Source organism: Kitasatospora sp. NPDC004289, from assembly GCF_053602875.1.
This window is the reverse complement of the sequence record NZ_JBSGEL010000070.1, coordinates 13990-38594: the sequence shown is the minus strand read 5'-3', so window position 1 is coordinate 38594 and position 24605 is coordinate 13990. Positions and strand designations below refer to the sequence as shown.

21 protein-coding genes are annotated in these 24605 nt (G+C 75.8%); 11 read left to right on the top strand and 10 right to left on the bottom strand.

Annotation, left to right across the window (positions count from 1 at the left end):
* The 4 genes from ACWEPF_RS32590 to ACWEPF_RS32575 all read left to right on the top strand — a co-directional run.
* Positions 1-1734: ABC transporter permease (locus ACWEPF_RS32590; protein ID WP_452175400.1), on the top strand; the 1734-nt coding region annotated here is incomplete at its 5' end.
* Positions 1735-1978: 244 nt separating this feature from the next.
* Positions 1979-2323, top strand: a complete 345-nt coding sequence (locus ACWEPF_RS32585; protein WP_345283718.1) for a PadR family transcriptional regulator — start codon at positions 1979-1981, stop codon at positions 2321-2323.
* Positions 2320-3267 (top strand): hypothetical protein, encoded by a 948-nt coding sequence (locus tag ACWEPF_RS32580; protein ID WP_452175399.1) that lies wholly within the window; start codon positions 2320-2322, stop codon positions 3265-3267. Before ACWEPF_RS32585 ends, ACWEPF_RS32580 begins: the two co-directional genes overlap by 4 nt.
* 312 nt (positions 3268-3579) lie before the next feature.
* On the top strand, positions 3580-4254 hold the full coding sequence (locus tag ACWEPF_RS32575; RefSeq protein ID WP_452175398.1) for a copper homeostasis protein CutC: 675 nt from the start codon (positions 3580-3582) through the stop codon (positions 4252-4254).
* Between the two features lie 57 nt (positions 4255-4311).
* Here ACWEPF_RS32575 and ACWEPF_RS32570 read toward each other — a convergent pair whose 3' ends face one another.
* Positions 4312-6399: a HelD family protein gene (locus ACWEPF_RS32570; RefSeq protein WP_452175397.1), complete on the bottom strand. Its 2088-nt coding sequence runs from the start codon at positions 6397-6399 to the stop codon at positions 4312-4314.
* A 291-nt stretch (positions 6400-6690) separates the two neighbouring features.
* Between ACWEPF_RS32570 and ACWEPF_RS32565 the strand changes: the two genes are divergently transcribed.
* Positions 6691-6834, top strand: a complete 144-nt coding sequence (locus tag ACWEPF_RS32565) for a hypothetical protein (protein ID WP_345283726.1) — start codon at positions 6691-6693, stop codon at positions 6832-6834.
* Positions 6835-6841: 7 nt separating this feature from the next.
* Here ACWEPF_RS32565 and ACWEPF_RS32560 read toward each other — a convergent pair whose 3' ends face one another.
* On the bottom strand, positions 6842-8479 hold the full coding sequence (locus ACWEPF_RS32560; protein ID WP_345283728.1) for a DNA repair helicase XPB: 1638 nt from the start codon (positions 8477-8479) through the stop codon (positions 6842-6844).
* A gap of 96 nt (positions 8480-8575) precedes the next feature.
* On the opposite strand from ACWEPF_RS32560, the gene ACWEPF_RS32555 reads away from it, so the two are divergent.
* Positions 8576-8836, top strand: a complete 261-nt coding sequence (locus tag ACWEPF_RS32555; RefSeq protein WP_345283730.1) for a hypothetical protein — start codon at positions 8576-8578, stop codon at positions 8834-8836.
* A 1-nt stretch (position 8837) separates the two neighbouring features.
* On the opposite strand, the gene pgeF is transcribed toward ACWEPF_RS32555, so the two are convergent.
* The gene (gene pgeF / locus ACWEPF_RS32550) at positions 8838-9557 is read right to left on the bottom strand and encodes a peptidoglycan editing factor PgeF (RefSeq protein ID WP_452175396.1); all 720 of its coding nucleotides are present in this window, start codon (positions 9555-9557) and stop codon (positions 8838-8840) included.
* A gap of 28 nt (positions 9558-9585) precedes the next feature.
* Entirely contained in the window at positions 9586-12093 is a 2508-nt protein-coding gene (locus ACWEPF_RS32545) for a helicase-associated domain-containing protein (RefSeq protein WP_345283734.1), read from the bottom strand.
* Between the two features lie 162 nt (positions 12094-12255).
* Here ACWEPF_RS32545 and ACWEPF_RS32540 point away from each other — a divergent pair, with 162 nt between their 5' ends.
* Positions 12256-13086 carry a hypothetical protein gene (locus tag ACWEPF_RS32540; RefSeq protein WP_452175395.1) on the top strand — a complete coding sequence of 277 codons (831 nt, stop codon included), beginning with the start codon at positions 12256-12258 and terminating at the stop codon, positions 13084-13086.
* A 245-nt stretch (positions 13087-13331) separates the two neighbouring features.
* On the opposite strand, the gene ACWEPF_RS32535 is transcribed toward ACWEPF_RS32540, so the two are convergent.
* Positions 13332-14306, bottom strand: coding sequence for an ABC transporter substrate-binding protein (locus tag ACWEPF_RS32535; RefSeq protein WP_452175394.1), 975 nt, complete (start codon positions 14304-14306; stop codon positions 13332-13334).
* 143 nt (positions 14307-14449) lie between these two features.
* Here ACWEPF_RS32535 and ACWEPF_RS32530 point away from each other — a divergent pair, with 143 nt between their 5' ends.
* Positions 14450-15055, top strand: coding sequence for an HAD family hydrolase (locus ACWEPF_RS32530; RefSeq protein ID WP_452175393.1), 606 nt, complete (start codon positions 14450-14452; stop codon positions 15053-15055).
* Positions 15056-15071: 16 nt separating this feature from the next.
* Here the strand turns inward: ACWEPF_RS32530 and ACWEPF_RS32525 are convergent, their stop codons facing one another.
* Positions 15072-15299, bottom strand: a complete 228-nt coding sequence (locus tag ACWEPF_RS32525) for a hypothetical protein (protein WP_452175392.1) — start codon at positions 15297-15299, stop codon at positions 15072-15074.
* A gap of 432 nt (positions 15300-15731) precedes the next feature.
* Here ACWEPF_RS32525 and ACWEPF_RS32520 point away from each other — a divergent pair, with 432 nt between their 5' ends.
* A complete protein-coding gene (locus ACWEPF_RS32520) occupies positions 15732-16115 on the top strand; it encodes a cold-shock protein (protein ID WP_345283744.1) in 384 nt (127 codons plus the stop codon).
* A gap of 22 nt (positions 16116-16137) precedes the next feature.
* Here ACWEPF_RS32520 and ACWEPF_RS32515 read toward each other — a convergent pair whose 3' ends face one another.
* The 4 genes from ACWEPF_RS32515 to ACWEPF_RS32500 all read right to left on the bottom strand — a co-directional run bounded on the left by ACWEPF_RS32515 (position 16138) and on the right by ACWEPF_RS32500 (position 19830).
* A complete protein-coding gene (locus ACWEPF_RS32515) occupies positions 16138-16980 on the bottom strand; it encodes a 1,4-dihydroxy-6-naphthoate synthase (RefSeq protein ID WP_452175391.1) in 843 nt (280 codons plus the stop codon).
* Positions 16977-17732 carry a futalosine hydrolase gene (locus tag ACWEPF_RS32510; protein WP_452175390.1) on the bottom strand — a complete coding sequence of 252 codons (756 nt, stop codon included), beginning with the start codon at positions 17730-17732 and terminating at the stop codon, positions 16977-16979. Before ACWEPF_RS32510 ends, ACWEPF_RS32515 begins: the two co-directional genes overlap by 4 nt.
* Complete coding sequence (locus tag ACWEPF_RS32505; RefSeq protein WP_452175389.1) at positions 17729-18304, bottom strand: hypothetical protein; 576 nt, start codon at positions 18302-18304, stop codon at positions 17729-17731. Before ACWEPF_RS32505 ends, ACWEPF_RS32510 begins: the two co-directional genes overlap by 4 nt.
* A 95-nt stretch (positions 18305-18399) precedes the next feature.
* Entirely contained in the window at positions 18400-19830 is a 1431-nt protein-coding gene (locus ACWEPF_RS32500; RefSeq protein ID WP_452175388.1) for an MFS transporter, read from the bottom strand.
* A 331-nt stretch (positions 19831-20161) separates the two neighbouring features.
* On the opposite strand from ACWEPF_RS32500, the gene ACWEPF_RS32495 reads away from it, so the two are divergent.
* A complete protein-coding gene (locus tag ACWEPF_RS32495) occupies positions 20162-21043 on the top strand; it encodes a DUF3027 domain-containing protein (protein WP_452175387.1) in 882 nt (293 codons plus the stop codon).
* 235 nt (positions 21044-21278) lie between these two features.
* Positions 21279-24569 (top strand): sacsin N-terminal ATP-binding-like domain-containing protein, encoded by a 3291-nt coding sequence (locus ACWEPF_RS32490; RefSeq protein ID WP_452175386.1) that lies wholly within the window; start codon positions 21279-21281, stop codon positions 24567-24569.
* Positions 24570-24605: the final 36 nt, after the last annotated feature.

The window sequence follows — 24605 nt, the reverse complement described above, 5'->3', positions numbered from 1 at the left end:
ATGCGCCTGGAGAACCCGTCCCCGCAGATCGACGAAGCCGTCCGCCTGATGCTCGACTTCGCCCGCCAACGCCTGTCCGAGGTCTTCGCCGGCGGCCGCCCCGGTCACGTCCGCACCGTGGTGCTCGGCGGCGGTCTGGTGCTCGGCGCGGTCGGTGCCGCGGCCGGCGGTGTGCTCGGCATCCTGCTGGTCTCCGCTCTCCGCCCGCAGATCGAGGCCTGGGGTGGCAGCCGCTTCGGCGCCCTGACGATCCGTCCGTCCGACCTGCTGCTGATCCTGCTGGTCGGCGTGGTCACCGCCCTGGCCGCCGCCCTGCAACCCGCCCTCCAGGCCGGACGCCGCGAGGTGCTGGCCGGGCTGGCCGACCGTGACCCGGTGCGCCGCTCCGGCCGCTGGGTGCCGCTGGCGGGCCTGGCCCTGGGCGTGGCCGGGGCCGCACTGGCGATCGGCGGGGCGGTGCTCGCACCGGTCGGCGGGATGCCGGTACTGGCCGGGCTGTCCGTCCGGACCCTCACGGTGCTGGGCGGCGGCGTGCTGGCCGAGCTCGGGCTGCTGCTCGTCACCCCGCTGCTGCTGGCCGGGCTCGGGAAGCTGGCCCGCTGGTTCCCGGTCGGCCCCCGGCTGGCCCTACGGGACGCCTCCCGGCACCGCTCGCGGACCGCCCCGGCCGTCGCCGCGGTGCTCGCCGCGGTGGCCGGCGCCGTCGCGGTCGGGGTGCACACCTCCGGCGCCGAGGCCCAGGACCGGGCCGGCTACCGGATGCTCCAGCCGGCCAACTCGGTCCGGGTCAACCTCTACGGCGACCAGGACGCGATGCCGCAGCTGCGCACCGCCCTGCCCCAGGACCTCCCCGAGCTGGGGGAGCGGGCCGACCTCTTCCAGGCCGAGTACAGGTTCTGCGACACCTGCAGCTCCGTCGTGCAGGCCAAGGGTCCCGACCGCTTCGGCCGGGGCGGGCTCGACCGGGCGGTGGTCGGCGACGCCGCCGTGCTGCGCAACCTGCTGGCCCTGCACGACCCGGCCGCCGAGGCCGCGCTGGCGGCGGGCAAGGCGGTGGTGACCGATCCGGCGTACCTGCACGACGGCAAGGCCGAGCTCCAGATGCAGGGCGCCGCCATGGAGTACAGGACCGTTCCGGTGGACGCCGTCCTGGTCGACCTCCCGGCCGGACAGCGCTACGTGCCGCTGGTGATCGGCGAGCGGACGGTCCGTCAGCTCGGCCTCGCCGTCGCACCTGCCGGGCTGATCTGGCGGCCCGCCGGACCGGTCACCGAGCGCGCCGAACAGCGGGCCGCCGCCACCGTCGCCCGGCTCGCCCCGCACTCCGAGTTCGTGGTGGAGCGCGGCTTCCGGGCCAAGGACGGCGTGATGCAGATCGCGATCGCCGGCTTCGCGGCAGTCGTGGTGCTCGGCGCCGCGCTGGTCTCCACCGCGCTGGCCGCGGCGGACGCGCGGCGCGAGCGCGCGGTGCTCTCGGCGGTCGGGGCCCGGCCCCGCACCCGGCGGACCGTCGCCGGCCTCCAGGCCGGACTGATCGTGCTGCTCGGCGCACTGCTCGGTACGGTCAGCGGCTTCGTCCCGGCGTACGCCCTGCTGCGCTCCCGGGTGGCGGGCGTGATGGGCGCACCACCGGTCCTCAGCCCGTCCGACGTCCCGTGGACGAGCATCGCCGTCCTGGCCCTGGCGCTCCCGCTGCTGGCGGGACTCCTCGGAGCAGCGCGCCGCGACGCCTGACCTCCGGCAGCCGAAAGTGGTCACCCTGGGGGCGCGAGGAACTGCGCGGGTCGGAAGGCGGCTCACCTGCAACTGAGGGCACGTCAGCCAGTTGCAGGTGCTGCCGTTCCCCGGCGCGCAGTTCCCCGCGCCCCTGCGGGGCGCAGCCACGTACGTCCCTCGAGCCGCGCCCCCGGCATGACCACCGGCCTCGGGCTGCGGCAGGGGTGGCGCGGATAGGCAGTCCGGCGATATATGTAGGTGCATGACCGAACGTGCCATGCAGGAGCCCACGCTGCTGCTGCTCACCGCCCTCGCCGACGCCCCCCGGCACGGATACGCGCTGATCCAGGAGATCGACGCGATCTCCGGGGGCCGGGTGAAGATGCGCACCGGGACCCTCTACGGAGCGCTGGACCGCCTGCTCCAGCAGGGCCTGATCGAGGTCTCCGCGGAGGAGGTCGTCGACGGCCGGGCCCGCCGCACCTACGCCCTCACCGACGGCGGGCGCGGCGTGCTGGCCGCCGAGGCCGAGCGGCTGCACACCGTCGCGACGGAGGCGCGCCGCCGCCTCGGGGGCGTCGCCGCGCCGAAGGGGGCGACGGCATGAGCGTCGCGCTGCGCACCGCCCTCGCGCTCTACCCCGCCCGCTACCGCCGGGACCGGGGGGACGAGCTGGCCGAGGTGTTCGCCGACGTCACGGCGGGGGCCGGCCGGCTGGCCACGGCCCGGGAGGCGTTCGACCTGGCGGCCTACGGTCTGCGGATGCGGACGGGCCTGACCGACACCGCGCTCGGCGGCCGGCTGCTCGCGGCCGGCGCCCCGCTGCTGGCGGGGGCGCTGGTCGGTCTGAGCGTGCTGCCGGGGATCGGCGACGAGCGGGCGTTCCGGATGCGGCAGGCGGCCCGGTCGGGTCTGCACGCCCCCTGGGGCGAGCTGACCGGGAACCTCGCGCTGCTGGGCCTGGCCGTCGTCCCGGTGCTGCTGGCGCTGGCCGCCGCCACCGGTGCCTGGCGGGCGGCCCGGACGCTGGGCGTGGTGGTCGCGCTGCTCGCGGTGGTCCGGCTCGGTGACCTCGCGGCCGGGCTGTGGGGGCCGGACGGCTGGGACGCCTGGTTCTTCTTCTACAGCGCCACCGCGGTGGTGCCCCATCTGGTGGGCGGGGCGATGGTGGCCGCGGCCCCGGCCGCGCTGCTGGACGGACGGGGCCGGGCCGACCGGCTGCTGATCCTGGCCGGGGCCGCCGCCGGGTTCGCCGTGACCCGGGCCCAGGGGGGTTACAGCACCCGCAACCTGATGGACGGTTGGTGGCCGGTGGCGCTCCTGCTGGTCCCGTTGGTGCTGCTGCTGTTCGCCGCCCGGGACAGGCTGCTGCCCGCGGCCGTGGGCCTGGCGGTGCTGCCGCTGACCGCCGCGTTCAGCCTGTTCTCGCTCTGGGAGCAGGTCGGCGGCGTGTGGCGGCTGGCTCCGGCGGCGCTGCTGGTCGGGGCCACCCTGCTGTTGGCGGCCCGGCTGCTCACGGGCGGCCGACGGGCCGGGGTGCCGGTGCTCTGACCCGGCGGACGGGCGGACGCGGGATGCGGGCCCGTCGGGCGGTGCGGAAGCCCGGGGCTGTCTCCTTGGTAGGGCCGGGCGGCCGCCGCCGGGGCACGCACCTCGCCGGCTTCTCGTCAGTCGCCGATGCTCCGCATGGACTCCCTCCTCGGCGCCGCCGAGGCACGCACCCCAACGACGCCCGCTGATCCGGCCCTACCAAGGAGACAGCCCCGGTCCAGGTCCGCCGCCCGGCGGGCCCTTCCGTTTCCCGTGCAGGGGGCTCGCCCAGCGGCCTCCGGATGTGGCAGGGTTAGCGATATGTCTAGACCAATGTTCGAAGTGATCGCCCTGACGGTGCAGGATGCCCAGGCGGCCGAGGCGGGCGGGGCCGACCGGCTCGAACTGGTCGCCGACATGGCCGCGGACGGTCTGACGCCTGCCTTGGCCGACTTCGCCGCCATCCGCGCCGCCGTCTCCATCCCGCTGCGGGTGATGCTCCGGATCCGCGACGGCTTCACCCCCGGCAGCGTGGACGAGCTGCGCGAGCGGGCCGCCGCGCTGCGCGCCGAGGGCGCCGAGGAGTTCGTGCTCGGCTTCCTGGACGCCGAGGGCGCGGTCGACCTGGCCGCCACCACGGCCGTGGCGGAGGCGGTGTCCGGTTGCCGTTGGACCTTCCACCGCGCGATCGACCACAGCGCCGACCGGGACGCCCTGCGCGCCGCCGTCGCCGACCTGCCCGGCCTGGACACCTTCCTCACCTCCGGTGCCGCCACCGGTGTGACGGACGGTCAGGAGGTGCTGGCCGGCGAGCTCGCCAAGGCCGGTGACCCGGGCTACCGCCAGCGGATCCTGATCGGCGGCGGCCTGCGGGCCGAGCACGTCCCGGGCCTGCGCGCGGCCGGTTTCGACGCCTTCCACGTCGGCGGCCCGGTCCGGGCGAACGGCTGGGACACCCCGGTCGACCCGGCCAAGGTCGCCGAGTGGCGCGCCCTGATCGACGGCTGAGCGACCCCACGCGCAGGGCCCGGAACGCTGCACGGCGTCCCGGGCCCTGCGCGCGTCTCAGTCCAGTTCGGCCGGCAGCGGCTCGGCGTGCACCACCGCGAGCCCGGAGACGGCGCGGGTGAGCGCGACGTACAGGCGGCGCAGGCCGGTCCGCAGGTCGGGCTCGCCGGCCACCACGGCGGCGGGCTCCTCCAGGACCACGTAGTCGTACTCCAGGCCCTTGGCCAGTGAGGCCGGGACGAGGGTGAGGCGGGCCTCGGCGCTGGTCTCGGTGCCGGGGTCGAGGAAGGGGAGGCCGGCCTCGGTGAGCAGCTCGCCGAGGGCGTCGATCCGGGCGTCGGCGGCGATCAGGCCGGTGGAGCCCTCCCGTTCCAGGGCGGCCCGGCAGGCCTCGACCACGGCGGAGTCCCGCGCCTCGGGGGAGACCCGGGCGATGGTCAGCGAGCCGGGGGCGTCGCGGACCGAGGTGGCGGGGGCCAGGCCGGGGGCGATGGCGGGCAGCAGCCGGGAGGCGTAGGCGATGACCTCCTCGGGCACCCGGAAGCCCTTGGTGAGCTCCTCCACGTGGGCGCCCTCCTTGCCCAGGTGGTGCAGGGCCTCGGCCCAACTCCCGGTCGCCCAGGGGGTGGTGCCCTGCGCGAGGTCCCCCAGCACGGTGGCCGAGCCGGTGGAGCAGCGGCGCCCGACCGCCCGGTACTGCATGGGGGAGAGGTCCTGCGCCTCGTCCAGCACCACGTGGCCGAGCGAGGGGGTGCGCCGCACCAGGTCGGTGGTCTCGTCGACCAGCACCGCGTCGGCGGCGGTCCACGGGGCGGTCCGCACCGAGCGCCCCGGCTTGGGCCAGAGCACCACCGCCTGCTCCTCCTCGGTGAGGATCCCCTCCGCGCAGGCGGCCAGGAAGGCGGCGTCGGAGAGCAGCCGGTGCACCAGCTTGGCCGGGTCCACCGGGGGCCAGCAGGCCTTGACCGCCGCCTTCACCTGCGGGTTGCGGGCCACCGAGTCCTGCACCCGGTCGTCGGGGGCCTCGCCGCCCTGCTCCATCTTGAGCAGCACCGCGTGCGCGATCCGCTGCGGCAGCGCCTCGCCGGCCGCCCCGTACCGGATCTCCCGGCCGGTCAACTCCTCGACGATCTCGGCCAGTTCGTACGTCGGCAGCCGCCAGCGCCGGGAGCCGCGCTGCACCACCAGCGGCTCGGTGGGCAGGGTGATGCCGGAGCGCACGGCTCGCCGCAGCACCTCGGCCATCCGGGCGTCGCCCTTGACCGAGGCCGCCTCGGCGGAGTCCTCGCCGCGCACCTCGACGTGCTTCACCAGCTCCTGCACGGTGGCCTGGGCGACGTCCAACTCGCCCAGGGCGGGCAGGACCTGCTCGATGTAGTGCAGGAAGGAGCTGTTCGGCCCGACCACCAGGGTGCCGGACTTGGCGAGGCGCTCGCGGTGCGCGTAGAGCAGGTACGCCACCCGGTGCAGGCCGACGGCGGTCTTCCCGGTGCCGGGCGCCCCCTGGACGCAGATGGTGCCGCCGATCTCGGCCCGGACGATCTCGTCCTGCTCGGGCTGGATGGTGGCCACGATGTCGCGCATCGGGCCGACGCGGGGCTTCTCGATCTCGGCCGCGAGCAGGGCGGAGGTGGTGTCGGTCTCCGCCGGGTCGGACAGGTTCTCGTCCTCGTAGGCGGTCAACTCCCCGCCGGTGTAACCGAACCGGCGGCGCTTCTCGACGTCCAGCGGCTCGGTGCGGCTGGCCCGGTAGAAGGGCTGGGAGACCGGCGCGCGCCAGTCGATCACCATCGGGTCGCCCCCGGCGTCGTGCACGTGCCGGCGCCCGATGTAGAAGCGCTCGCCCTTGCCGCCCTCGGCCAGCTCCTCGCTGATCGCGTGCAGGTAGTCCAGACGGCCGAAGAACAGCGGGGTGTGCGCCATGTCGGCGAGTGCGGCGATGCGCTGCTCCACCTGGTGCTGGAGGACGGCGGCGGAGACCCAGGTCCCCGTCACGTCCCGCAGGTCCAGCGATTCGGCGTCCTCGCGCATCGCGCGCAGGGCCGCGCGGGAGGAGGCCAGGTGGTCGCGTTCGAGCTGGAGCGGATCGGCCCCGAGGGGAGCGGCCCCGGGTGAAGCGGCCCCGGGTGAAGCGGCGGTGTGCACGGCAAACCTTCCCGGCCACCTCGTGGTGGCGGATCGTCGTTGGCTCACGGTGGGCCGCCCGGTTTCCGACCGGGACGGGCTCCCACGGCTGCCGCGACGACGGCACCACGGTTCGGGAGGGGGCAAGACCGGAGATCCTAGACCCGCCCCCGGCCGCGATGCCAATCATTTGCTCGGGGTTCACCCGGAGCCCGGTCCCCCCGAGGTCGGGGGCCGGTACGCCGGAAGGACGAGAGCGGAGCGCCCTGCGGGCTGACGCCCGGGGCGCCGGGCGGTCCCTACCGTGGAGGCATGAACAGCACCCGGCACACCCACCGCCCCGTCGCCCCCGGCCGCCGCCGCAGCCCGTTCGCCGCGGCCGTCCGCAACGTCGGGATCGCCCTCGACACCGCCGCCCGCGTGGTCTTCCTCGGCCGCGACGGCGTCAAGTACTGACGACCGGTCAGAGCACGTCGTCCGCGTCCACGATCCGGTACGCGTAGCCCTGCTCGGCCAGGAAGCGCTGGCGGTGCGCCGCGAAGTCCTGGTCCACGGTGTCCCGCGCCACCACCGAGTAGAAGTGCGCGGAGTGCCCGTCCGCCTTCGGCCGCAGCACCCGGCCCAGCCGCTGGGCCTCCTCCTGCCGGGAACCGAAGGTCCCGGAGACCTGGATGGCGACGGTCGCCTCCGGCAGGTCGATGGAGAAGTTGGCCACCTTGGAGACCACCAGCACGCTGATCTCCTTGGACCGGAACGCGTCGAACAGCTTCTCCCGCTGCGCGTTGCTGGTCTCGCCCTTGATCACCGGAGCGCCGAGCACCTCGCCCAACTCGTCCAGCTGGTCGATGTACTGACCGATGATCAGGGTCTGGTCCTTCTCGTGCTTCTTGACCAGTGCCTCCACCACCCGCCGCTTGGTCGCGGTGGTGGCGCAGAAGCGGTACCGCTCCTCGGGCTCGGCGGTCGCGTACGCCAGCCGCTCCGAGTCGGTGAGCGTCACCCGGACCTCGCAGCAGTCGGCCGGGGCGATGTAGCCCTGCGCCTCGATCTCCTTCCACGGGGCGTCGAAGCGCTTCGGCCCGATCAGCGAGAACACGTCGCCCTCCCGGCCGTCCTCGCGGACCAGGGTGGCGGTCAGCCCGAGCCGCCGCCGGGCCTGCAGGTCGGCGGTGAACTTGAAGACCGGCGCGGGCAGCAGGTGCACCTCGTCGTAGACCACCAGGCCCCAGTTCCGCGCGTCGAACAGCTCCAGGTGCGCGTACACGCCCTTCCGCTTGGTCGTCATCACCTGGTACGTGGCGATGGTGACCGGGCGGATCTCCTTCTTCGTCCCGCTGTACTCGCCGATCTCGTCCTCGGTCAGCGAGGTCCGCTTCACCAGCTCGTGCTTCCACTGCCGGGCCGAGACGGTGTTGGTCACCAGGATCAGCGTGGTCGACTTGGCCTCGGCCATCGCCGCCGCGCCCACCAGGGTCTTGCCCGCGCCGCAGGGCAGCACCACGACGCCGCTGCCGCCGTGCCAGAAGCCCTCCACGGCCTGCTGCTGGTACGGCCGCAGCTGCCAGCCGTCCTGGTCCAGCTCGATCGGGTGCGCCTCGCCGTCCACGTACCCGGCGTGGTCCTCGGCCGGCCAGCCCAGCTTCAGCAGCACCTGCTTGATCTGGCCGCGCTCCGAGGGGTGCACGACCACGGTGTCCGGGTCGATCCGCTGGCCGACCAGCGGCACGATCTTCTTCGACCGCAGCACCTCCTCCAGCACCGGCCGGTCGGTGGTGGTCAGCACCAGGCCGTGCACCGGGTGCTTGGACAGCTGCAGCCGCCCGTACCGGGCCATGGTGTCGGCCACGTCCACCAGCAGGGCGTGCGGCACCGGGTAGCGCGAGTAGTTCACCAGGGCGTCCACCACCTGCTCGGCGTCGTGCCCGGCGGCCCGCGCGTTCCACAGGCCGAGCGGCGTCACCCGGTAGGTGTGCACGTGCTCCGGCGCCCGCTCGAGCTCCGCGAACGGCGCGATGGCCCGTCGGCAGTCGGCGGCCTTCGGGTGGTCGATCTCCAGCAGCAGCGTCTTGTCGCTCTGGACGATGAGCGGTCCGTCGTTCACGCGGGAAGTCCTCCGGTTCTCGGGCGCAGACCTTCCAGTGTCCCGCATGCGGGTGGAAAAGGGTGACGGGTGCCCGGAACCGTCGTTGGGCAGGGCATGAAGAAGACGAATCGTCTGTTCGCCGCCGTCGCGCTCTCCGGGGCCGCGCTGGCCGCCGCCGCCGCTCCCGCCTCGGCGGCGGCGCCCGCCGGGATGCCGGACGTCTCCAAGGCCGGCGGGGTGTTCGGGCTGGTGGCGTTCACCGGGGCCGAGCTGCTGACCGGTGTCGACCCGACCCCGCCGGACCCGGAGACGCTGATGGAGCAGGCGAAGAAGCAGCAGCAGGAAGAGGCTGCGAAGAAGCAGCAGCAGAAGTAGGTCAGTCGAGCCAGACGTAGGCGGCGAACCGGCCGGTCTCCTGTTCCCGGCGGTGCGAGAAGAAGTCCTCGTCCTCGATGGTGCAGCGGTCGTCGTGCCGGATCTCCCCGACCCCGGCCCGGGTGAGCTGGGCGGTGATGCCGGCCCGGACGTCCAGGGCGGGGGTGCCCCGGCGGGTGGTCGAGCGCAGCTCGGGGAGCGCCTCGCAGGCCTCGTCCTGCATCGCCTGCGGCACCTCGTAGCAGCGGCCGCAGGCGAGCGGGCCGACCAGGGCGACCAGGTCGGACGGCTCGCTGCCGCGGGCCGTCATCGCGGCGACCAGCGCGGGCGCCATGCCCGCCACCGTCCCGGCCCGGCCGGAGTGCGCGGCGCCGATCAGGCGGCGGACCGGGTCGCCGATCAGCACCGGCGCGCAGTCGGCCGCCAGCGCGACCAGGCCGAGGCCCGGCCGGTCGGTGACGATGCCGTCCAACGGCGGTGCGGTGCGCGGGTCGTAGGGCTCGGTGACGTAGGCGACCTCGGTGCCGTGCACCTGGCGCATCATCACCACCCGGGCCGGGTCCAGGCCGAGCTCGCGGGCGGTCAGCTCGCGGTTGCGGCGGACGTTCTCCGGGTCGTCGGCGGTGCGGCCGCCGAGGTTGCGGGAGTCGAACGGGGCCCGGCTCACCCCGCCGTGACGGTCCATCACGGCGTACCGGATACCGGGTGCGAGCTGCTCCATGGCTGGGCTCCTAGGGCTGGAGGGCGGTCTACTGGTCGGCGAGTTCGGCCACGCCGGTGATCCGGTGCAGGGCGAAGGTGCGCACCTCGTCGCTGAGGTGGTCGTACACGGTGACGAAGCCGCCCTCGACCTTGACCGGGTCGACCACCCGCTGGGAGGCCAAGCCCTCGGCGTTGACGTAGCCGATCCACATCCGCTCGCCCAGCAGCACCGCGGTCTGCAGCGCGGCCAGCGTGTCCGCCGCGGCGGTGCGCGGGAGTTGGCGCAGGTCGGTGCGGGCCGGACCGGTCTGCGGCCGGTCCGCGGCCGGCCCCGCGACGGTCTCGCGGCGGACGGCGGTGGCGGCCAGGTCCCCCGCCCGGACGGCCCGGACGGCGGCGGCGAGCAGCACCTCGTCCGGCACCGGCGGGCCGTCCGGCACCGGTACGGGCGCGGAGCGCGGCGGGGTGCGGTGGCTGTCGGGGTGGGTCAGCAGCACGTCGCCCTCGGCCGATTCGGCGGTCGGGGCGTAGCCCATCGAGCGGAGCACCGAGAGCAGCGTCTCCGGCCCGGCCTGGGCGGCCAGCACGGTGGGGGCCAGCAGCCGCAGCCGGAGCTCCCCGGCCCGCCGGTCGGCCAGCACCTCGGCGAGCAGACCGGGGTCGTCGCAGCGCAGGTAGGAGGAGGCGGCGCCGACCCGGAGCACGCCGTGCCGCCGGGCCACGTCGTCGATCAGGTAGCTCAGCGGCTGCGGCACCGGGGTGCGGGAGTGCTGCGCCAGGAAGGCGTGCAGGTCGCCCGCCGTCCGCCCGGCGTCCAGGGCGCGGCGGACCGAGTCGGTGGTGAAGCGGTAGACGGTGGCGCCGCCCTTGGACTCGATCTCGGCGCACAGGGCCAGCGCCTGGGCCAGCGGGGTGAGCAGCGGGCCGGGGGCGATCGCGGTCAGGTCGGGCTGGAGGATGACGTGGTCCAGCGGCTGCGGCAGCAGCGGCTCCAGGACGGGCTCGGGATCGGCCCCGGTGAGCAGCGCGCGGGCGGGGGAGGCGAGCGCGCCCCGGCCGGTGACGCCGAGCGACTCGGCCTCCTGGAGCGCCCACTCGGTCAGGTGGTCGCGGAAGTCCCGGCCGTCGGGGCCGGCCGGGCCGCCGCGCAGCGGGCGCTGCCAGCGCAGCAGCGGCAGCAGGGCCCCGGCGTCGGCCGCCGAGCCGGGCGGCAGCGAGGCCAGCGCGGTGAGGGCGGCCCGGCGCACCGAGGGGGCCAGGGTGCGGTCCAGCTCGGGGCCGAGCGCGGCCCGGGCTTTGCCCTTGCCGTCGGGGGTGCCGGTCAGCCCGGCCACCCGGGTGGCGGCCAGCCAGCTGCGGGCCAGCAGGGCCCAGCGCTCGGGCGTCGGCTGCTGGAGCCAGAGGTCGTAGGCGGGGGTCGGTGCCCAGCGCTCGTCCGCCTCCCCGTCGGGGGCCAACAGGCCGGAGGCGTAGGCGAGTTCGAGCCAGAAGGCGGCGGTGGGCTCGGGGCAGTCCAGCAGCAGCGCGGCCCGCTTGAGGTCCCGGACGCCGAGGCCTCCGGCGCGCAGGGTGGGCGGCGGCTGCAGGCCCCAGGCCTCCAGCAGCTCCTCGACCGTGCGCACGGCGGTGTACGCCTGCCCGGCGGCGGTGGAGTCCACGGCCAGGGGATCGCGCTCGGCGGTGGGAGTGAGCACCGGCGGGGCGGGCTCGACCTCGCGGTGGCTGCGGCCACCGCGCAGGTGCAGCGCCAACTCCCGTGGCAGCACCACCGATCCGGGGCTGCTCGGCAGCAGCAGGCCGCGGGCCAGCAGCCACTCCACCGGGCTGCGGGCCTCCTCGGCGGTGACCTGCCGGGCCGCGTCCGGCACGGTGCCGGAGGGCGGCCCCCAGACCAGCTTCTCCAGCAGGGCGAGCGCACCGGCCGGTGCCTGCTCCAGCAGGGCGGTGCAGCGCTTGCGGTCCTGGAGCAGCGCGGTGAGCGCGGCCACGGCGGTGACCGGATCGGGGGTGGCCGGCAGCCCGGCGCCGTGCAGCAGCTGCTGCAGCCGGGCCGGGGACATCCCGGCGGTGGCGTCGGCCAGGGTCGGGCCCAGGCCCGTGCGGCCGGGGTTGGCGGCAGAGGGGGCGAGTGCCTCGCGGACCGCGATCACCAGGCGCAGCGCCGAGTCCGGGCCCCAGAGCAGGGCCTGGGAGCGCAGCGTCTCCAGGGCCGCGGGCAGCGCGGCGGTGATCGCGGCGCGGTCGGCCGGGGCGGCGCCCGGATGCGGCTTCACCCGGGCCGGGCCGGCCAGCAGCTGACGGAGCGTCGCCTCCGGGCAGCCGTCGGGCGCGGCGGCCAGCGCCTCGGCGGTCTGCAGGGTGAAGCGGTCCAGCCGCTCCAGCGCGCGCAGCGCGGAGGCCCGGGAGGAGAGCCGGGCGGACAGCTGGGTGAGGTCGGTGGGCACCGGGTTGAGCAGGTCGGGGCGGGCGTGCAGCAGCGTGGCCAGCGCCTCGTCGCTGCGGGCGCGCAGCTCTTCGGCGAGGGTGCGGGGCGCCTTGCTCTGCTGACCGGTCATCCGACCCAGACTAGTCGCCGCCGGGTTAAGAGGACAGAAACGGCGGTCGCACGGCCGGTGCGGGGCCGCGCGGCGGCGGGCTCCGTCCACAGGCTGGGGACAATTCCGACCGGGTGGCCGACCCGCTGACTGATCGGTGGTGCCGGGGGTACGGTCTGCCGTGTGGCGGATGAGTGGTGGCGGGTGGACGGGCCCTGGCGGGTGCTCGGCGGACAGCGCTCGGGGGAGCCGGCCGGGGCGGCGGCCGGGGCGGCGGGTCCTGACGGGGTGTCCGATTCGGTGTACGCGCCCGAGGTGCCGGCGCCGGCCGCGCCGGTGACGCCTCCGGCGGTGCCGCCGCGTCCCTCGGAACCGCCCGCGCCGTCCGCGTCCCCCGCGTCCCCCGAGCCGTCCGTGCCGTCCGTGCCGCCGGGGCAGAGCGCCTTCCTGATCGCCCGGGCCGAGCGCGGTGGACCGCCGCTGTCCGCGGCGGACTTCCCCGGCTGGGACAGCGTGGTCTTCGACTTCCCGGACGAGCGGGCCGCCGCGCCCGCCCCGGTGGTCCCGGAGCAGCGGACGGCGGAGCCGGAGCCCTCGGCGGCGGCCGATGCGGACGGTGCCGGGGCTTCTCCGGCCCCCCGACGCTCGTTCCTGACGGGGCGTCGGCCCTCGCCGCTGGTGCTGCTGGCCGCCGCGGTGCTGGTCGCCGGAGTCGTCACCGGGCAGCTGCTGGCCCTGCTCGCGGGCTGGGGGCTGGCCTACATCGCCCCGCGCCTGGGCCCGCTCACCCGCAAGTTCGCCGCCCTGGTGATCCCGCTGGGCACCATGACGGCCTCCTCGGTCTGGCAGTGGGGCCGCACCCAGGGCCGCTGGGGCGAACCGGCGCCGGCCGAGGAGCTGGGCCGCGCCGTCTGGGACGGCGCCCCGGGGGTCCTGCGCCTGGCCGGTGCCCTCACGGCGGTCTTCCTGCTGGTGGTCACCCTGCGCCGCCGCAAGCCCGCGGCAGAGGCGTGACGCCGGAGGCCACCCCGGGGGCGCGAGGAACTGCGCGAGTCGGAAGGCGGCTCACCTGCAACTGACGGCAGGTCAGCCAGTTGCAGGTGCTGCCGTTCCCCCGCGCGCAGTTCCTCGCGCCCCCAGAGGCGTAGCCACTGCCCGCCACTGGGTCGCCTCTGGTTCGCGCCCGCGCGGCGGAGCCGCAGATCAGCAGAGCCTCGCGCCCCCTGCCTCACCGTCCGGTGCGCTGCCCTGCCGCGGCGTCAGCCGGTGAGGAGGCGTTGGAGTTCGGCGACGATCAGGTTGGCTCCGGTGTAGCCGATGCCCTGGTACCAGAGGCGGTCGTCGACGGGGAAGGCGCGGTGGGCCCGGACGGCGCCGAGCGACTGCCAGGCGGGGGAGGCCAGGACGGCGTCGGTGCCGGCCCGGGCGGGGTCGCCGTAGGTGGCGTAGAGCAGGAAGTCGCCGTCGGCCCGGCCGATCTGGTCGGGCGTCACCTCCACGTCGAAGGCGTCCACGTCCTGCTCCGGGGGCCGCCCGAGCCGCAGGTCGGCGAGCAGGGTGCCGGGGAAGTTCTGCCGCCCGTAGAGCCGGACGGTCGGCGAGCCCTCGACGAAGCGGACCAGGCTGATCCGGGCGCCGCCGTTCCCCGCCGCGCCGATCGCCTGGGCGGCCCGGCCGATGTGCCGCCCGTACTCGGCGGTGACGGCGTCGGCCTGCTGTTCGCGGCCGAGGGCGCGGGCGTGCACCCGGAAGTTGTCCTTCCACGGGTACCCGGTGGTGGCGGTGAGGACGGTGGGGCCGATGGCCCGCAGGTCCTCGTAGTGGGCGGCGTCCCGGGTCTGGTTGCCGAGCAGCAGCTCGGGGCGTTCGGCCCGGATCGCCGCGTAGTCGGGGCTGCCGACCGTCCCGGCGGAGCGGACGGGTGCCAGCCAGGCGGCCGGGAAGTAGTCGGGAAGGCCGGGGTCGGCCGCGGGGCGGGAGGCGGCGAGCGGGGGGATGCCGAGGGTGAAGGCGGAGTCGAGCTCCGCGGTGTCCAGGACCACCAGCCGGGTCGGCCCGCCCGGCACCTGGACCGGGCCGTTCGGGGTGTCCACGGTGACGGGCGGGGTGGGGGAGGGGGAGATCTCGATCACGGGGTCGGTGGCGCGGGTGTCCGGCCGCTGGTCGGTGCAGCCGGTCAGCAGGACCGCGCCGAGCCCGGCGAGGGCGGCGCGGCGGGTGGGCTGACGTGGCATCGGGGCACCTCGGGCGGAGCGGCGGCGGGGGTCGCAGCCGATTATGTCCGAATTGCCGGTATTGATGGTGGTGAAAGGCCGTCAGTCCGCAAGCGTGATGGGCGGTTCACGGGGCGGTCGACGGCAGTGCCTAGGGTGGGGGCATGGCACTCACCGTGGGGTTCGACCTCGACATGACGCTGCTGGACACCCGGCCGGGCATCAAGGCCACCTACGACGTCCTGTCGGCGATGACCGGCGTGGCGATCGACAGCGACCTGGTGGTCAGCAGGCTCGGCCCGCCGCTGGAGCGGGAGATCGCCAACTGGTTCCCCGCCGAGGCGGTCGCCGAGACGGCCACGCTCTACCGCCGCCTGTACCGGGAGCACGCGCTGCCCGGCACCCTGGTCCTGCCGGGCGCGAGCGAGTCGCTGGCGGCGGTCCGGGCGGCGGGCGGCCGGGTGGCCGTGGTCACCGGGAAGTACGAGCCCAACGCCCGGCTCCAGCTGGACCACGTCGGCCTGACCGTCGACGTGCTGGTCGGCGACACCTGGGCCGAGACCAAGGGCGACGCGCTGCGCGAGCACGGCGCGAGCGTCTACGTCGGCGACCACTACGGCGACATCCGGGGCGCCCGGGCGGCCGGCGCGGTGGCGGTGGCCGTCGCCACCGGCCCGTACACGGCGGCCGAGCTGGGCGCGGCCGGGGCGGACGTGGTCCTGGACGACCTGACGGCCTTCCCGGAGTGGCTCGCCGCCCACCTCGGCTAGGGCGCGGAGCCGTCCGCTAGGACTTCGCGGGCCGCTTCGCCCGGGCCTCGCGGAACATGCCGGTCAGGGCGAGGCCCAGGCCGAGCGGCATCAGCATCGAGATCCAGTAGGCGGCCGTCGGCAGCGGGGTGAGGTGGAGGAAGAGCGGTACGAAGGTCGCCAGGGTGGCCGCCGCGCCGATCAGGAAGACGACGGCGCCGGTCTTGACCAGCACGTCTCCGCGCTCGGTGGTGCTGCTGTTCACGGGGGACTCCTCGACGGATGCGGCCGGCGGACCTCCCCAGTGTGGCAGCTGCGGCGGCCGGCCCGGGGCCGGGGCGGGGAGTACGCGACCTGACGGCCCGTCACCCAGCGGAGTTCCTCGGGAACGGAGTGTTTCGGGCCGCTGGTGGGCCGGGTATGCAGGACTCGCACGGGGCCGGTCCGGCGCCCCGCCGTCCCGACCGGGGGTGTCCGCCAGTGGAGAGCGCCGAGTCGCGCCCTGGCCGTGCCAGGCCGGGCGTGGTCACCGTCAGAGCCGTGTACCGGAAACCGGCTGCGCGCCGCTGAGCAGCTGACGGATCATTAGCATGCTGACCGGGCACGCCTGACGCGTTCGGCGCGGTCGGCCCGCCATCCACCCAGGGACCCCGGCGTTCACCGGGGCCTCCCCGTACCCACACGAGGACTTTTCGAGATGCCCACCGGCCAGGTGAAGTGGTTCAACGAGACGAAGGGCTTCGGCTTCCTGTCGCGCGACGACGGCGGGGACGTGTTCGTCCACACCAAGGCGCTCCCCGCCGGGGTGACCGCGCTCCGGCCGGGGCAGCGGGTCGAGTTCGGCGTGGTGGCCGGTCACCGGGGTGACCAGGCCATGGCCGTCCAGCTGCTGGAGGCGCTGCCCTCGGTGGCCGCGGCCCAGCGCAAGAGCGCGGACGACATGGCCCCGATCGTGCAGGACCTGATCACCACCCTCGACGCGGTGCTGCCCGGTCTCCAGCACGGCCGCTACCCGGCCAAGCCGACCGGCCAGAAGCTGGCCGTGCTGCTGCGCGCGGTGGCCGACCAGTTCGACGTGTAGGCGTCCGACCCGCGAGCAGCGGTCAGAAGTCCAGCGCACCCGGGCCGATGGCGGGCACCAGCCCCTCGGCGGCGGCCCGGGTGAGCAGGCCGCGCACCGCCGCGTAGCCGGCCTCGCCCAGGTCGGCGGTGAACTCGTTGACGTAGAGCCCGATGTGCTGGTCCGCCACCGCCGGGTCCATCTCCTGCGCGTGCGCCAGCACGTACTCCCGGGAGGCCTCCGGGTCCTCCCAGGCCATCCGGACCGAGGTGCGGATCTGTTCCGCCAGCTCCGCCAGCCGCTCCGCGCCGAGCGAGCGGCGGGCCACGATGGCGCCCAGCGGGATCGGCAGGCCGGTGGCCAGCTCCCAGGCCTCGCCCATGTCGGCCAGCTTGCGCAGCCCGTAGTTCCGGTACGTGAAGCGGGCCTCGTGGATCACCAGGCCGGCGTCCACCTTGCCGTCCCGGACGGCGGGCATGATCTCGTGGAAGGGCAGCACCACGATGTCGCCGAAGCCGCCGGGCACCGCCTGCGCGGCCCAGAGGCGGAACAGCAGGTAGGCGGTCGAGCGCTCGCTCGGCACCGCCACCGTACGGCCCGTCAGCTGCTCCGGCGTCAGCTCCCCGGCGGTGAGCACCAGCGGGCCGCAGCCCCGGCCCAGCGCCCCGCCGCAGGGCAGCAGGGCGTACTCGTCCAGCACCCAGGGCAGCTGGCCGTAGCTGATCTTCAGCAGGTCCAGCTCCCCGCGCTCGGCCATCCCGTTGGTCACGTCGATGTCCGCGAAGGTCACCTCGGGCGCCTCGGCGCCCGGCACCAGGCCGTGGGCCCAGGCGTGGAAGACGAAGGTGTCGTTCGGGCAGGGCGAGTACGCGACGCGCAGGGTCACCGGGAGGCCTCCTCGATCAGGGCGCGGTACGGCAGGTGCAGGAAGGCGCGCTCCAGGGCGCCGAGCGCCTCGCCGATCCGCCAGGCCCCGCGGTCCCGGGGGCCGACCGCGTTGGAGACGGTGCGCAGCTCCAGCACCGGCACCCCGTAGCGGGCGGCGGCCTCGGCCACCCCGTGGCCCTCCATCGCCTCGGCCACCGCGTGCGGGTGACGGGCGGTCAGTGCGGCGGCCCGCTCGGCGGTGCCGGTCACGGTGGAGACGGTCAGCACGGTGCCGGTGGCGGCGTCCAGCGCGTCGGCGGCCAGCCGGACGGCGCCCGCCGGGGGCACGTGCCGGACGGCGCCGAAGCCCAGCTCGGCGACGCTGCGGAAGCCCTCCGGGGTCTCGGCGCCCAGGTCGCCGGCCACGATCTCCTCGGCCAGCACGGTCGAGCCGATCGGGGCCCGGGGCGCGAAGCCGCCGGCGATCCCGGCCGAGACCACCAGGTCGTACGGGTGCGCGGCCAGCACCGCCGCCACCGAGACGGCGGCCGCGACCGGGCCGACCCCGGCCACCAGCACGTCCACCTCGGTGCCGCTGGCGTGCTCGCTGCGGCGCAGCTCCCCGGCGGCCGCGGGGCCCTCCAGGGGGATCGGCCGGGCGCCGTCGCGCAGGCCGCGCAGCACCGCCTCGGCCTCCGCCGCAACGGCGACGGCGACCAGCAGCCGGGGGGTTCCCGGCCGCTGGCCGCCGTCTTCCTGAGGACTCGTCACTGCTCGGTGCCGGCGCCCGGCTGCTCGGCGCCGCCGCCGGCCGGGGCGCCCGCGGCGTCCTTGTTCTTCAGCTGGAAGTACCAGACGCCCAGGATGTCGCCGGTCTTCTCGTTCGCCTCGACGACGGTGACCAGGGTCTTCTCGCCGGAGGCGAGCAGGCCCACGGCCGGCAGCGAGCCGGAGTAGGTGGAGCCGGTGCGGGTCGCCGACAGGGTGGCGCGCTGCTGCTGGCCGCCGTCGGTGAAGGCGAACCAGCCCTTCTCGGCGATCTCGGGGTCGACGCCGACACCGATCTTGTCGGAGACGGTGACGTCCGAGACCGGCAGCTCGCCCTTGGCCTTGGCCTTCAGGGCGGCGGCCTGGCACTTGGTCTGCGCGGCCTCGTCCAGCGGCTTGCCGTCGTTGTAGCAGAGCGGGCCGGCCTCGATCGAGGAGCGGCCGACGACCAGGGTGGCCTTGGGCTCGGAGTGCTCGTCCTGACCGGAGGCGTAGGCGATCGAACCGCCGACCGTGCCGGCGCCGATCACGACCACGGCGCCGAGGGCGGCGATGACACGGGTGCTGAGGCTCATGGCCCGAAGACTACCGGCCACACCCTCCCCGCGAACGTCCGGGTCGCCCGAACGGCGAGCACAACATCAGGAACGCGCCGCCGTCTGCCGGACCGTCAGCCCACCGAGCGCGGCCGTGCCGACGGGCGCGGCGAGGACCCCTTCAGGCGCAGCAGCGACCAGAGCGTCCAGAGCAGTGCGACCGTCAGCAGCGCGGCCGCCACGCCCAGCCCGAGCGAGCCGTCCAGCGGAAGGGTGATGCCCAGCGCGCCGCCCGCCACCCAGCTGAGCTGGAGCAGCGTCTCCGACCGGGCGAACGCCGAGGTCCGGACCGCCTCCGGGACGTCCCGCTGGATCAGCGCGTCCAGCGCCAGCTTGCCCAGCGAGGCGGCCGCCCCGGCGGTGGCCGCGACCAGGGCCACCGTCAGCAGCCCGTACCAGAGGGCCGCCGCGAAGGCCGCCGCGGTGGCCAGCAGCAGCGCGACGGTGACGATCGCCTCCGAACGCCGGGTGCGCAGCCAGGACCCGAGCGCCGAACCGAGCGCGTTCCCCAGCCCGGCGCAGGCCGCCACCACGCCGATCGCCACCGTCGGCCGCAGCCCGGCCACCGGATCGCTGCGCAGCAGGAAGGCCAGGAACATCACCAGGAAACCGACCAGCGCCCGCAGCGAGGAGACCGCGCGCAGCGCCAGGATCACCGAGGGGCCGACCGTGCGCAGCCGGGCCCGGCCCGGGGCGTGCTCGGGGGTGTGCAGCACGGCCCGCTGCTCGCCCTTGGCCGAGTCCACCTGGTGCGGGAGGTGAAAGGCCATCAGGGTGCCCGCCACGAAGACCAGGAAGGCCCCGCGCAGCGGCCAGGCCGGCCCGATCAGGTGGAGCAGCCCGCCCACCCCGGCGCCCAGCATCCCGGCCATCAGCCCGGCCAGGGTCACCCGGGAGTTGGCCTTGACCAGGGACAGGCCCGGTGGCTGCAGCCGGGGCACCACCACGCTGCGCACCACCCCGTACGCCTTGGAGGCGACCAGCACCCCGAGCGCGGCGGGGTAGAGGGTGAGGCTCCCGCTGATCACCGGCCCGGCCATGGTCCACGAGAGCACCGCCCGGGCCAGCATCGACATCGCCACCGCGGACCGCCGGCCGTGCGGCATCCGGTCCAGCAGCGGCCCGATCACCGGGGCCAGCAGCGCGAACGGGGCCATGGTGACCAGCAGGTAGAGGGCCACCCGGCCGCGGGCCTCGCCGGTCGGCACCGAGAAGAAGACGGTGGAGGCCAGCGCGATGGCGATCAGCATGTCGCCGAAGGAGTTCAGCGCGTGCAGCTCGATCAGCTTGGCCAGGCCCGACTCGCCCGCGCCCTCGGCGGAGGTGGCCCGGCGGATCCGCCGCCCGGTGCCGTGCACCACCTTGCCGGTCCTGGACCCGGCGGCGGAGGCGCCGCGCACCAGCAGACCGCGTCGGGGCGGCGTCCTGCCGCCCTCCGACGGCGACCCGTCGTCGCCGGTCGGCGGGACGGGTATCGGTGGGGTCTCGTCCGCCACACAGCCCATCCTGCCCGAGAAACGGTCCGGTGACGCGGGACGGCGCGGAGATCCACGGGGCTCCGTCGGGTCCGGACGCGGAGCTCCGTCGGGTCCGGTCGCGGAGCCGGACTGTCCCGGGTGGCCGACCGGCGGGTAGCCTGCACTACGCGCGTGCACTGCCCGGTGGGCGGCGCGGCCGGTCACCGGAAGGAAGCGGGTCGCGCAGAATAGGGGTGACGGTGCCCGTGCGGCCGGGTCTCCCGGCAGGCCGACCCGTACGGGGCGGCGCCGACAGACCGTGGGCAAATGGGCCGCAGGCCACCGAACTTGGGAGAGAATCGACGCCGTGAGTGCTGCGATGCGAAGCCGTACCCCCGACCGGCTCTGTGCCGAGGCCGTCGAACTCGCCCGTCAGTCCGCCGTCGAGACGGTCGGCCAGGAGAGCGTCGGGGCCCACCTGGGTGCCCGCGCCGACGGCGAGCGGGTCGTCACCCACACCTTCGAGTGCCTGGACGCGGCCTACCGCGGCTGGCACTGGGCCGTGACGGTGGCCCGCGCCCCGCGCGCCAAGAACGTCACCCTGGACGAGACCGTGCTGCTGCCCGGCCCCGACGCGGTGCTCGCCCCGCAGTGGGTGCCGTGGAGCGAGCGGCTGCGGCCCGGCGACATGGGGCCCGGCGACCTGCTGCCCACCGACGCGGACGACCTCCGGCTGGAGCCGGGCTGGTCGGGCGAGGACGAGCCGGCCCCCAACTCGGTGGCCGCCCTCGACGCCGCCGAGGACCTGGTGGTCGCCGCCGCCGACAGCGCGGTCACCCCCGCCCGCGGCAGCATCGGCGCGCTCGCCGAGGAGCTCGGCCTCGGCCGCTCCCGGGTGCTCTCCCGGATCGGCCTGCACCAGGCGGCCGACCGCTGGGAGACCGCCCACGGCCCGCAGACCCCGATGGCGCAGGCCGCCCCCGCGAACTGCACCAGCTGCGGCTTCCTGATCCCGATCGGCGGCTCGCTCGGGCAGGCCTTCGGCATCTGCGGCAACGAGTTCGGCCCCGCCGACGGCCAGGTCGTCTCCCTCGCCTACGGCTGCGGCGGCCACTCCGAGGCGGCCGTCATCCCGGCCCCGCCCGCCCCGGCCGAGCTCATCCTCGACGAGCTCCAGGTCGAACCCCTCCACCTCCACCCCGACCGCACCAGCGGCTCCGTCGAACCCGACGCCCCCACCGAGGAGCTCGGCCACTCCTGACGCACGCACCGGCGGGGAGCGCCCCGCAGGGGCGCGAGGAACTGCGCGCGGGGAACGGCAGCACCTGCAACTGGCTGACGATGGTTCAGTTGCAGGTGAGCCGCCTCCCGAAGCGCGCAGTTCCCCGCGCCCCCGGCATCACGTTCTCCCGCGCGTAGCCAGCTCCGTGTGCGGCCGCGCCTCCCCGCCGGGGGAGAATGCCTCCCTCAGCAGTCCAGGGGAAGGCGGCAGTGCAGTGGAGCCTCGGATCATCGGCAGCGGTAGTGACGGTCAGGCGGCCGATCCCTTCGACACGGCCACCCTGCGGCGCCGGGTGCTGGACGCCTGGACGGACGCCCCGGCCCGGTTCCGGGAGGACGCCAACGCCGAGGAGGAGCTGGCGCTCGGCGGCTACCGGGACCGGCTGATCGTGGAGTTGGCGCAGAACGCCGCCGACGCGGCGGCCCGGGCCGGCACCGGCCCCGGCCGGCTGCGGCTGACGCTGCGGGACGGCGTGCTCGCCGCGGCCAACACCGGCGCGCCGCTGGACGCCGCCGCGGTGGAGTCGCTCTCCACCCTGCGGGCCTCCTCCAAGCGCTCGGACGGGGCGCCGACCGTCGGCCGGTTCGGCGTCGGGTTCTCGGCGGTGCTGGCCGTCACCGACGAGCCGGCGGTGCTGGGTTCGCACGGCGGCGTCCGCTGGGACCTCGCGGAGGCGCAGGCGCTCACCGAGGCCCGGCCCGAGCTGGCGGAGGAGCTGCGCCGCCGGGAGGGCCACGTCCCGTTGCTGCGGCTGCCGTTCCCGGCCGAGGGGGCTGCGCCGTCCGGGTACGACACGGTGGTGGTGCTGCCGCTGCGGGACGCCGCCGCCGAGGACCTGACCCGCCGCCTGCTGGCCGGGATCGACGACGCGCTGCTGCTCACCCTGCCCGGTCTGGCCGAGGTCACCGTGGAGACGCCGGAGGGCGTCCGCAGCCTGACCAGGGAGGCCGACGGGCAGCAGCCGGAGGGGATCGGCACCGTCACCCTGACCGACGGCGACCGGACCACGACCTGGCAGACCGTCACCCTGTCGGGCGCCACCGCCGCCGAGCTGCTGACGGACCGTCCGACCGAGGAGCGGGCCCGCCCGTTCTGGTCGGTGACCTGGGCGGTGCCGGTGGACGCGGCGGGCGTTCCGCAGCCGCTGACCACCGCGCCGGTGGTGCACGCGCCGACGCCCAGCGACGAGCCGCTCGGTGTGCCGGCGCTGCTGATCGCCGGGTACCCGTTGGACTCCACCCGCCGGCACGTCGCGCCCGGCCCGCTCACCGACTTCCTGACCGAGCGGGCCGCCGACGCCTACGCGGACCTGCTCCGGGCCCGCGGCGCGGACCTCGGGTCGCTCGGCCTGGTGCCGGGCCCGCTGGGCGGGGGCGCGCTGGACAACGGGCTGCGCGCCGCGATCCTGCGGCGGCTGCCGGGCACCCCGTTCCTGCCGCACCCGGCCCCGGTGGAGGAGGGCACCCCGGCGCTGCGCCCGCGTGACGCGACGGTGCTGGAGGGTGCCGACCGCAGTGTGGTGGAGGCGCTGGCGCCGATCTTCCCGGGCCTGCTGCCGGCCGGCCTGGAGCGCCGGACCGAGCTGCGGGTGCTGGAGGTGCGCCGGGTGCCGCTGGCCGAGGTGGTCGACCAGCTCGGCGGTCTGGAGCGCGAGCCGGCCTGGTGGCGCAACCTCTACGCGGCGCTCGGCGGGGCCGATCCGGAGGCGCTGGGCGCGCTGCCGGTGCCGCTGGCGGACGGCCGGACGGTGACCGGGCCGCGCCGGGTGCTGCTGCCCTCGGAGGCGTCCGACTGGGAGGGCTACGAGGGTTACCCCGAGAGCCTGGCCGAGGCGCTCGGGCTGCTGGATCTGCGGCTGGCCCACCCGGAGGCCGCGCACCCGCTGCTGGCCAAGCTGGGCGCGGGCACGGCCACCCCGGCCGGGGTGCTGGACACCCCCGAGGTGCGGGCGGCGGTGGCCCGTTCGCTGGAGCTCGGCGAGGACGACTTCGAGGCCGCGGTGGACCTGGCCGACGCGGTGCTGGCCCTGGTGAAGGCGGCCGGGGCCACCGCGGGCGAGCACCCGTGGCTGGCCCGGCTGGCGCTGCCGGACGACGAGGGCGAGCTGTCCCGCGCCGGTGAGCTGATCCTGCCCGACTCCCCGCTCGCGGCGCTGGCCCGGGAGGAGGACGCCGGGTACGTGGACGAGGACCTGCTGGAGCGCTGGGGCCCCGAAGTCCTGGCCGCGGCGGGCGCGCTGAGCGCCTTCGTGCTGGTGCGGGCCGAGGACGTGGTGCTGGACCCGGACGACCTGGAGCGCCTCGACCCGACCGCCCCCGCCGACCGCGCGGCCGGCGGACGCCCGACCGGCCTGCTGGACGAGGCCCCGGACGGTCTGGCCGAGTGGTGCGAGGACGCCCTGGAGTCCCTGCACGCCGACGACAGCGGGGAGTTGGGCGTGCCGCCGGTGGCCGCCGAGCTGCTCGCGGTGCGCGACCTGGACCTGGTGGACGACGGCGCCTGGCCCGAGGCGCTGGCCCTGCTGGCCCGCCCGCCGTACCGGGATGCGGTGGTCACCCCCGTACGGACCCTGCTGCCGGACGGCCGGTACGTGGACCTGCCGCCGTACACCGCCTGGTGGCTGCGCGACCACCCGGTGCTGGACGGCCGGGAGCCCGCCGGGCTGCGCGCGGCCGGGGCCGACCCGCTGCTGCGGGGCCTGTACGACGAGGCCCGTACCACGCTGGACGAGACCTTCCTGCACGCGCTCGGGGTGCGCACCACGCTGGCCGCGCTGCTGGCCGAGCCGCACGGTCCGGAGGAGCTGCTGGACCGGCTGGCCGATCCGGCCTCCTTCGTGAGCCACCGTCAGCTGCACGGCATCCACACGGCGTTGGCGTCGGTGGCGGCCGAGCGGATCGAGCCGCTGGACACCGTGCGGGCCGTGCCGCCGATGGATCCGGAGACCGGCCGCCGCCCGGACGAGACCGTGCTGGTGGACGCCACCGAGGCGGTGGTGGCGGACGCCCCGGACTTGGTGGAGCTGCTGCACGACCACCCGCTGCTGCCGGTGGACCCTTCGCTGGCACCGGAGTTGGCCGAGCGGCTGCACGTCTCGCTGGCCAGCGAGGTGGCCGGCGGCAGGGTGCTCTCCGAGGGCACCCTGCACCGGACGCCGTCGGTGGTACGGGAGTTGCTGCCCGGCTGCCCGGCCGTCTACGAGGAGCACGAGGAGCTCCTGGTGGTCGGCCCGGACGGCGGCGAGGCGGCGGTGGCCTGGCGCTGGGACGGCGCGGGCCAGGCGCCCGAGCTGCCCTACGACCCGGAGGAGGCCGAAGCCGGCGACGAGGACGACGAGTTCGAGGTCCCGCCGGTGCCCGGTCTGCTGCACGCCGCCACCCCCGAGGGCCTGGCGGCCGGCCTGGCCTGGTCGGTCGGCCAGTGGCACCGCCGCTTCGAGGTGCTGGCCGCGCTGACCGAGCCGGAGCGCGCGTACGAGCTGCTGGCGGCGCGCGACTACGAGTGAGGGGGGTGCGCACACGAACCTTCATGTGCGCGGAGG

Excerpts from the sequence above, each read along its gene's own strand:
- ACWEPF_RS32495 (WP_452175387.1), top strand. The coding sequence starts at position 20,162 with ATGCGAAGCCGTACCCCCGACCGGCTCTGTGCCGAGGCCGTCGAACTC.
- ACWEPF_RS32585 (WP_345283718.1), top strand. The coding sequence starts at position 1,979 with ATGACCGAACGTGCCATGCAGGAGCCCACGCTGCTGCTGCTCACCGCC.
- ACWEPF_RS32580 (WP_452175399.1), top strand. The coding sequence starts at position 2,320 with ATGAGCGTCGCGCTGCGCACCGCCCTCGCGCTCTACCCCGCCCGCTAC.
- ACWEPF_RS32530 (WP_452175393.1), top strand. The coding sequence starts at position 14,450 with ATGGCACTCACCGTGGGGTTCGACCTCGACATGACGCTGCTGGACACC.
- ACWEPF_RS32520 (WP_345283744.1), top strand. The coding sequence starts at position 15,732 with ATGCCCACCGGCCAGGTGAAGTGGTTCAACGAGACGAAGGGCTTCGGC.
- ACWEPF_RS32535 (WP_452175394.1), bottom strand. The coding sequence starts at position 14,306 with ATGCCACGTCAGCCCACCCGCCGCGCCGCCCTCGCCGGGCTCGGCGCG.
- ACWEPF_RS32500 (WP_452175388.1), bottom strand. The coding sequence starts at position 19,830 with ATGGGCTGTGTGGCGGACGAGACCCCACCGATACCCGTCCCGCCGACC.
- ACWEPF_RS32545 (WP_345283734.1), bottom strand. The coding sequence starts at position 12,093 with ATGACCGGTCAGCAGAGCAAGGCGCCCCGCACCCTCGCCGAAGAGCTG.
- ACWEPF_RS32565 (WP_345283726.1), top strand. The coding sequence starts at position 6,691 with ATGAACAGCACCCGGCACACCCACCGCCCCGTCGCCCCCGGCCGCCGC.
- ACWEPF_RS32555 (WP_345283730.1), top strand. The coding sequence starts at position 8,576 with ATGAAGAAGACGAATCGTCTGTTCGCCGCCGTCGCGCTCTCCGGGGCC.
- ACWEPF_RS32505 (WP_452175389.1), bottom strand. The coding sequence starts at position 18,304 with ATGAGCCTCAGCACCCGTGTCATCGCCGCCCTCGGCGCCGTGGTCGTG.
- pgeF (WP_452175396.1), bottom strand. The coding sequence starts at position 9,557 with ATGGAGCAGCTCGCACCCGGTATCCGGTACGCCGTGATGGACCGTCAC.
- ACWEPF_RS32575 (WP_452175398.1), top strand. The coding sequence starts at position 3,580 with ATGTTCGAAGTGATCGCCCTGACGGTGCAGGATGCCCAGGCGGCCGAG.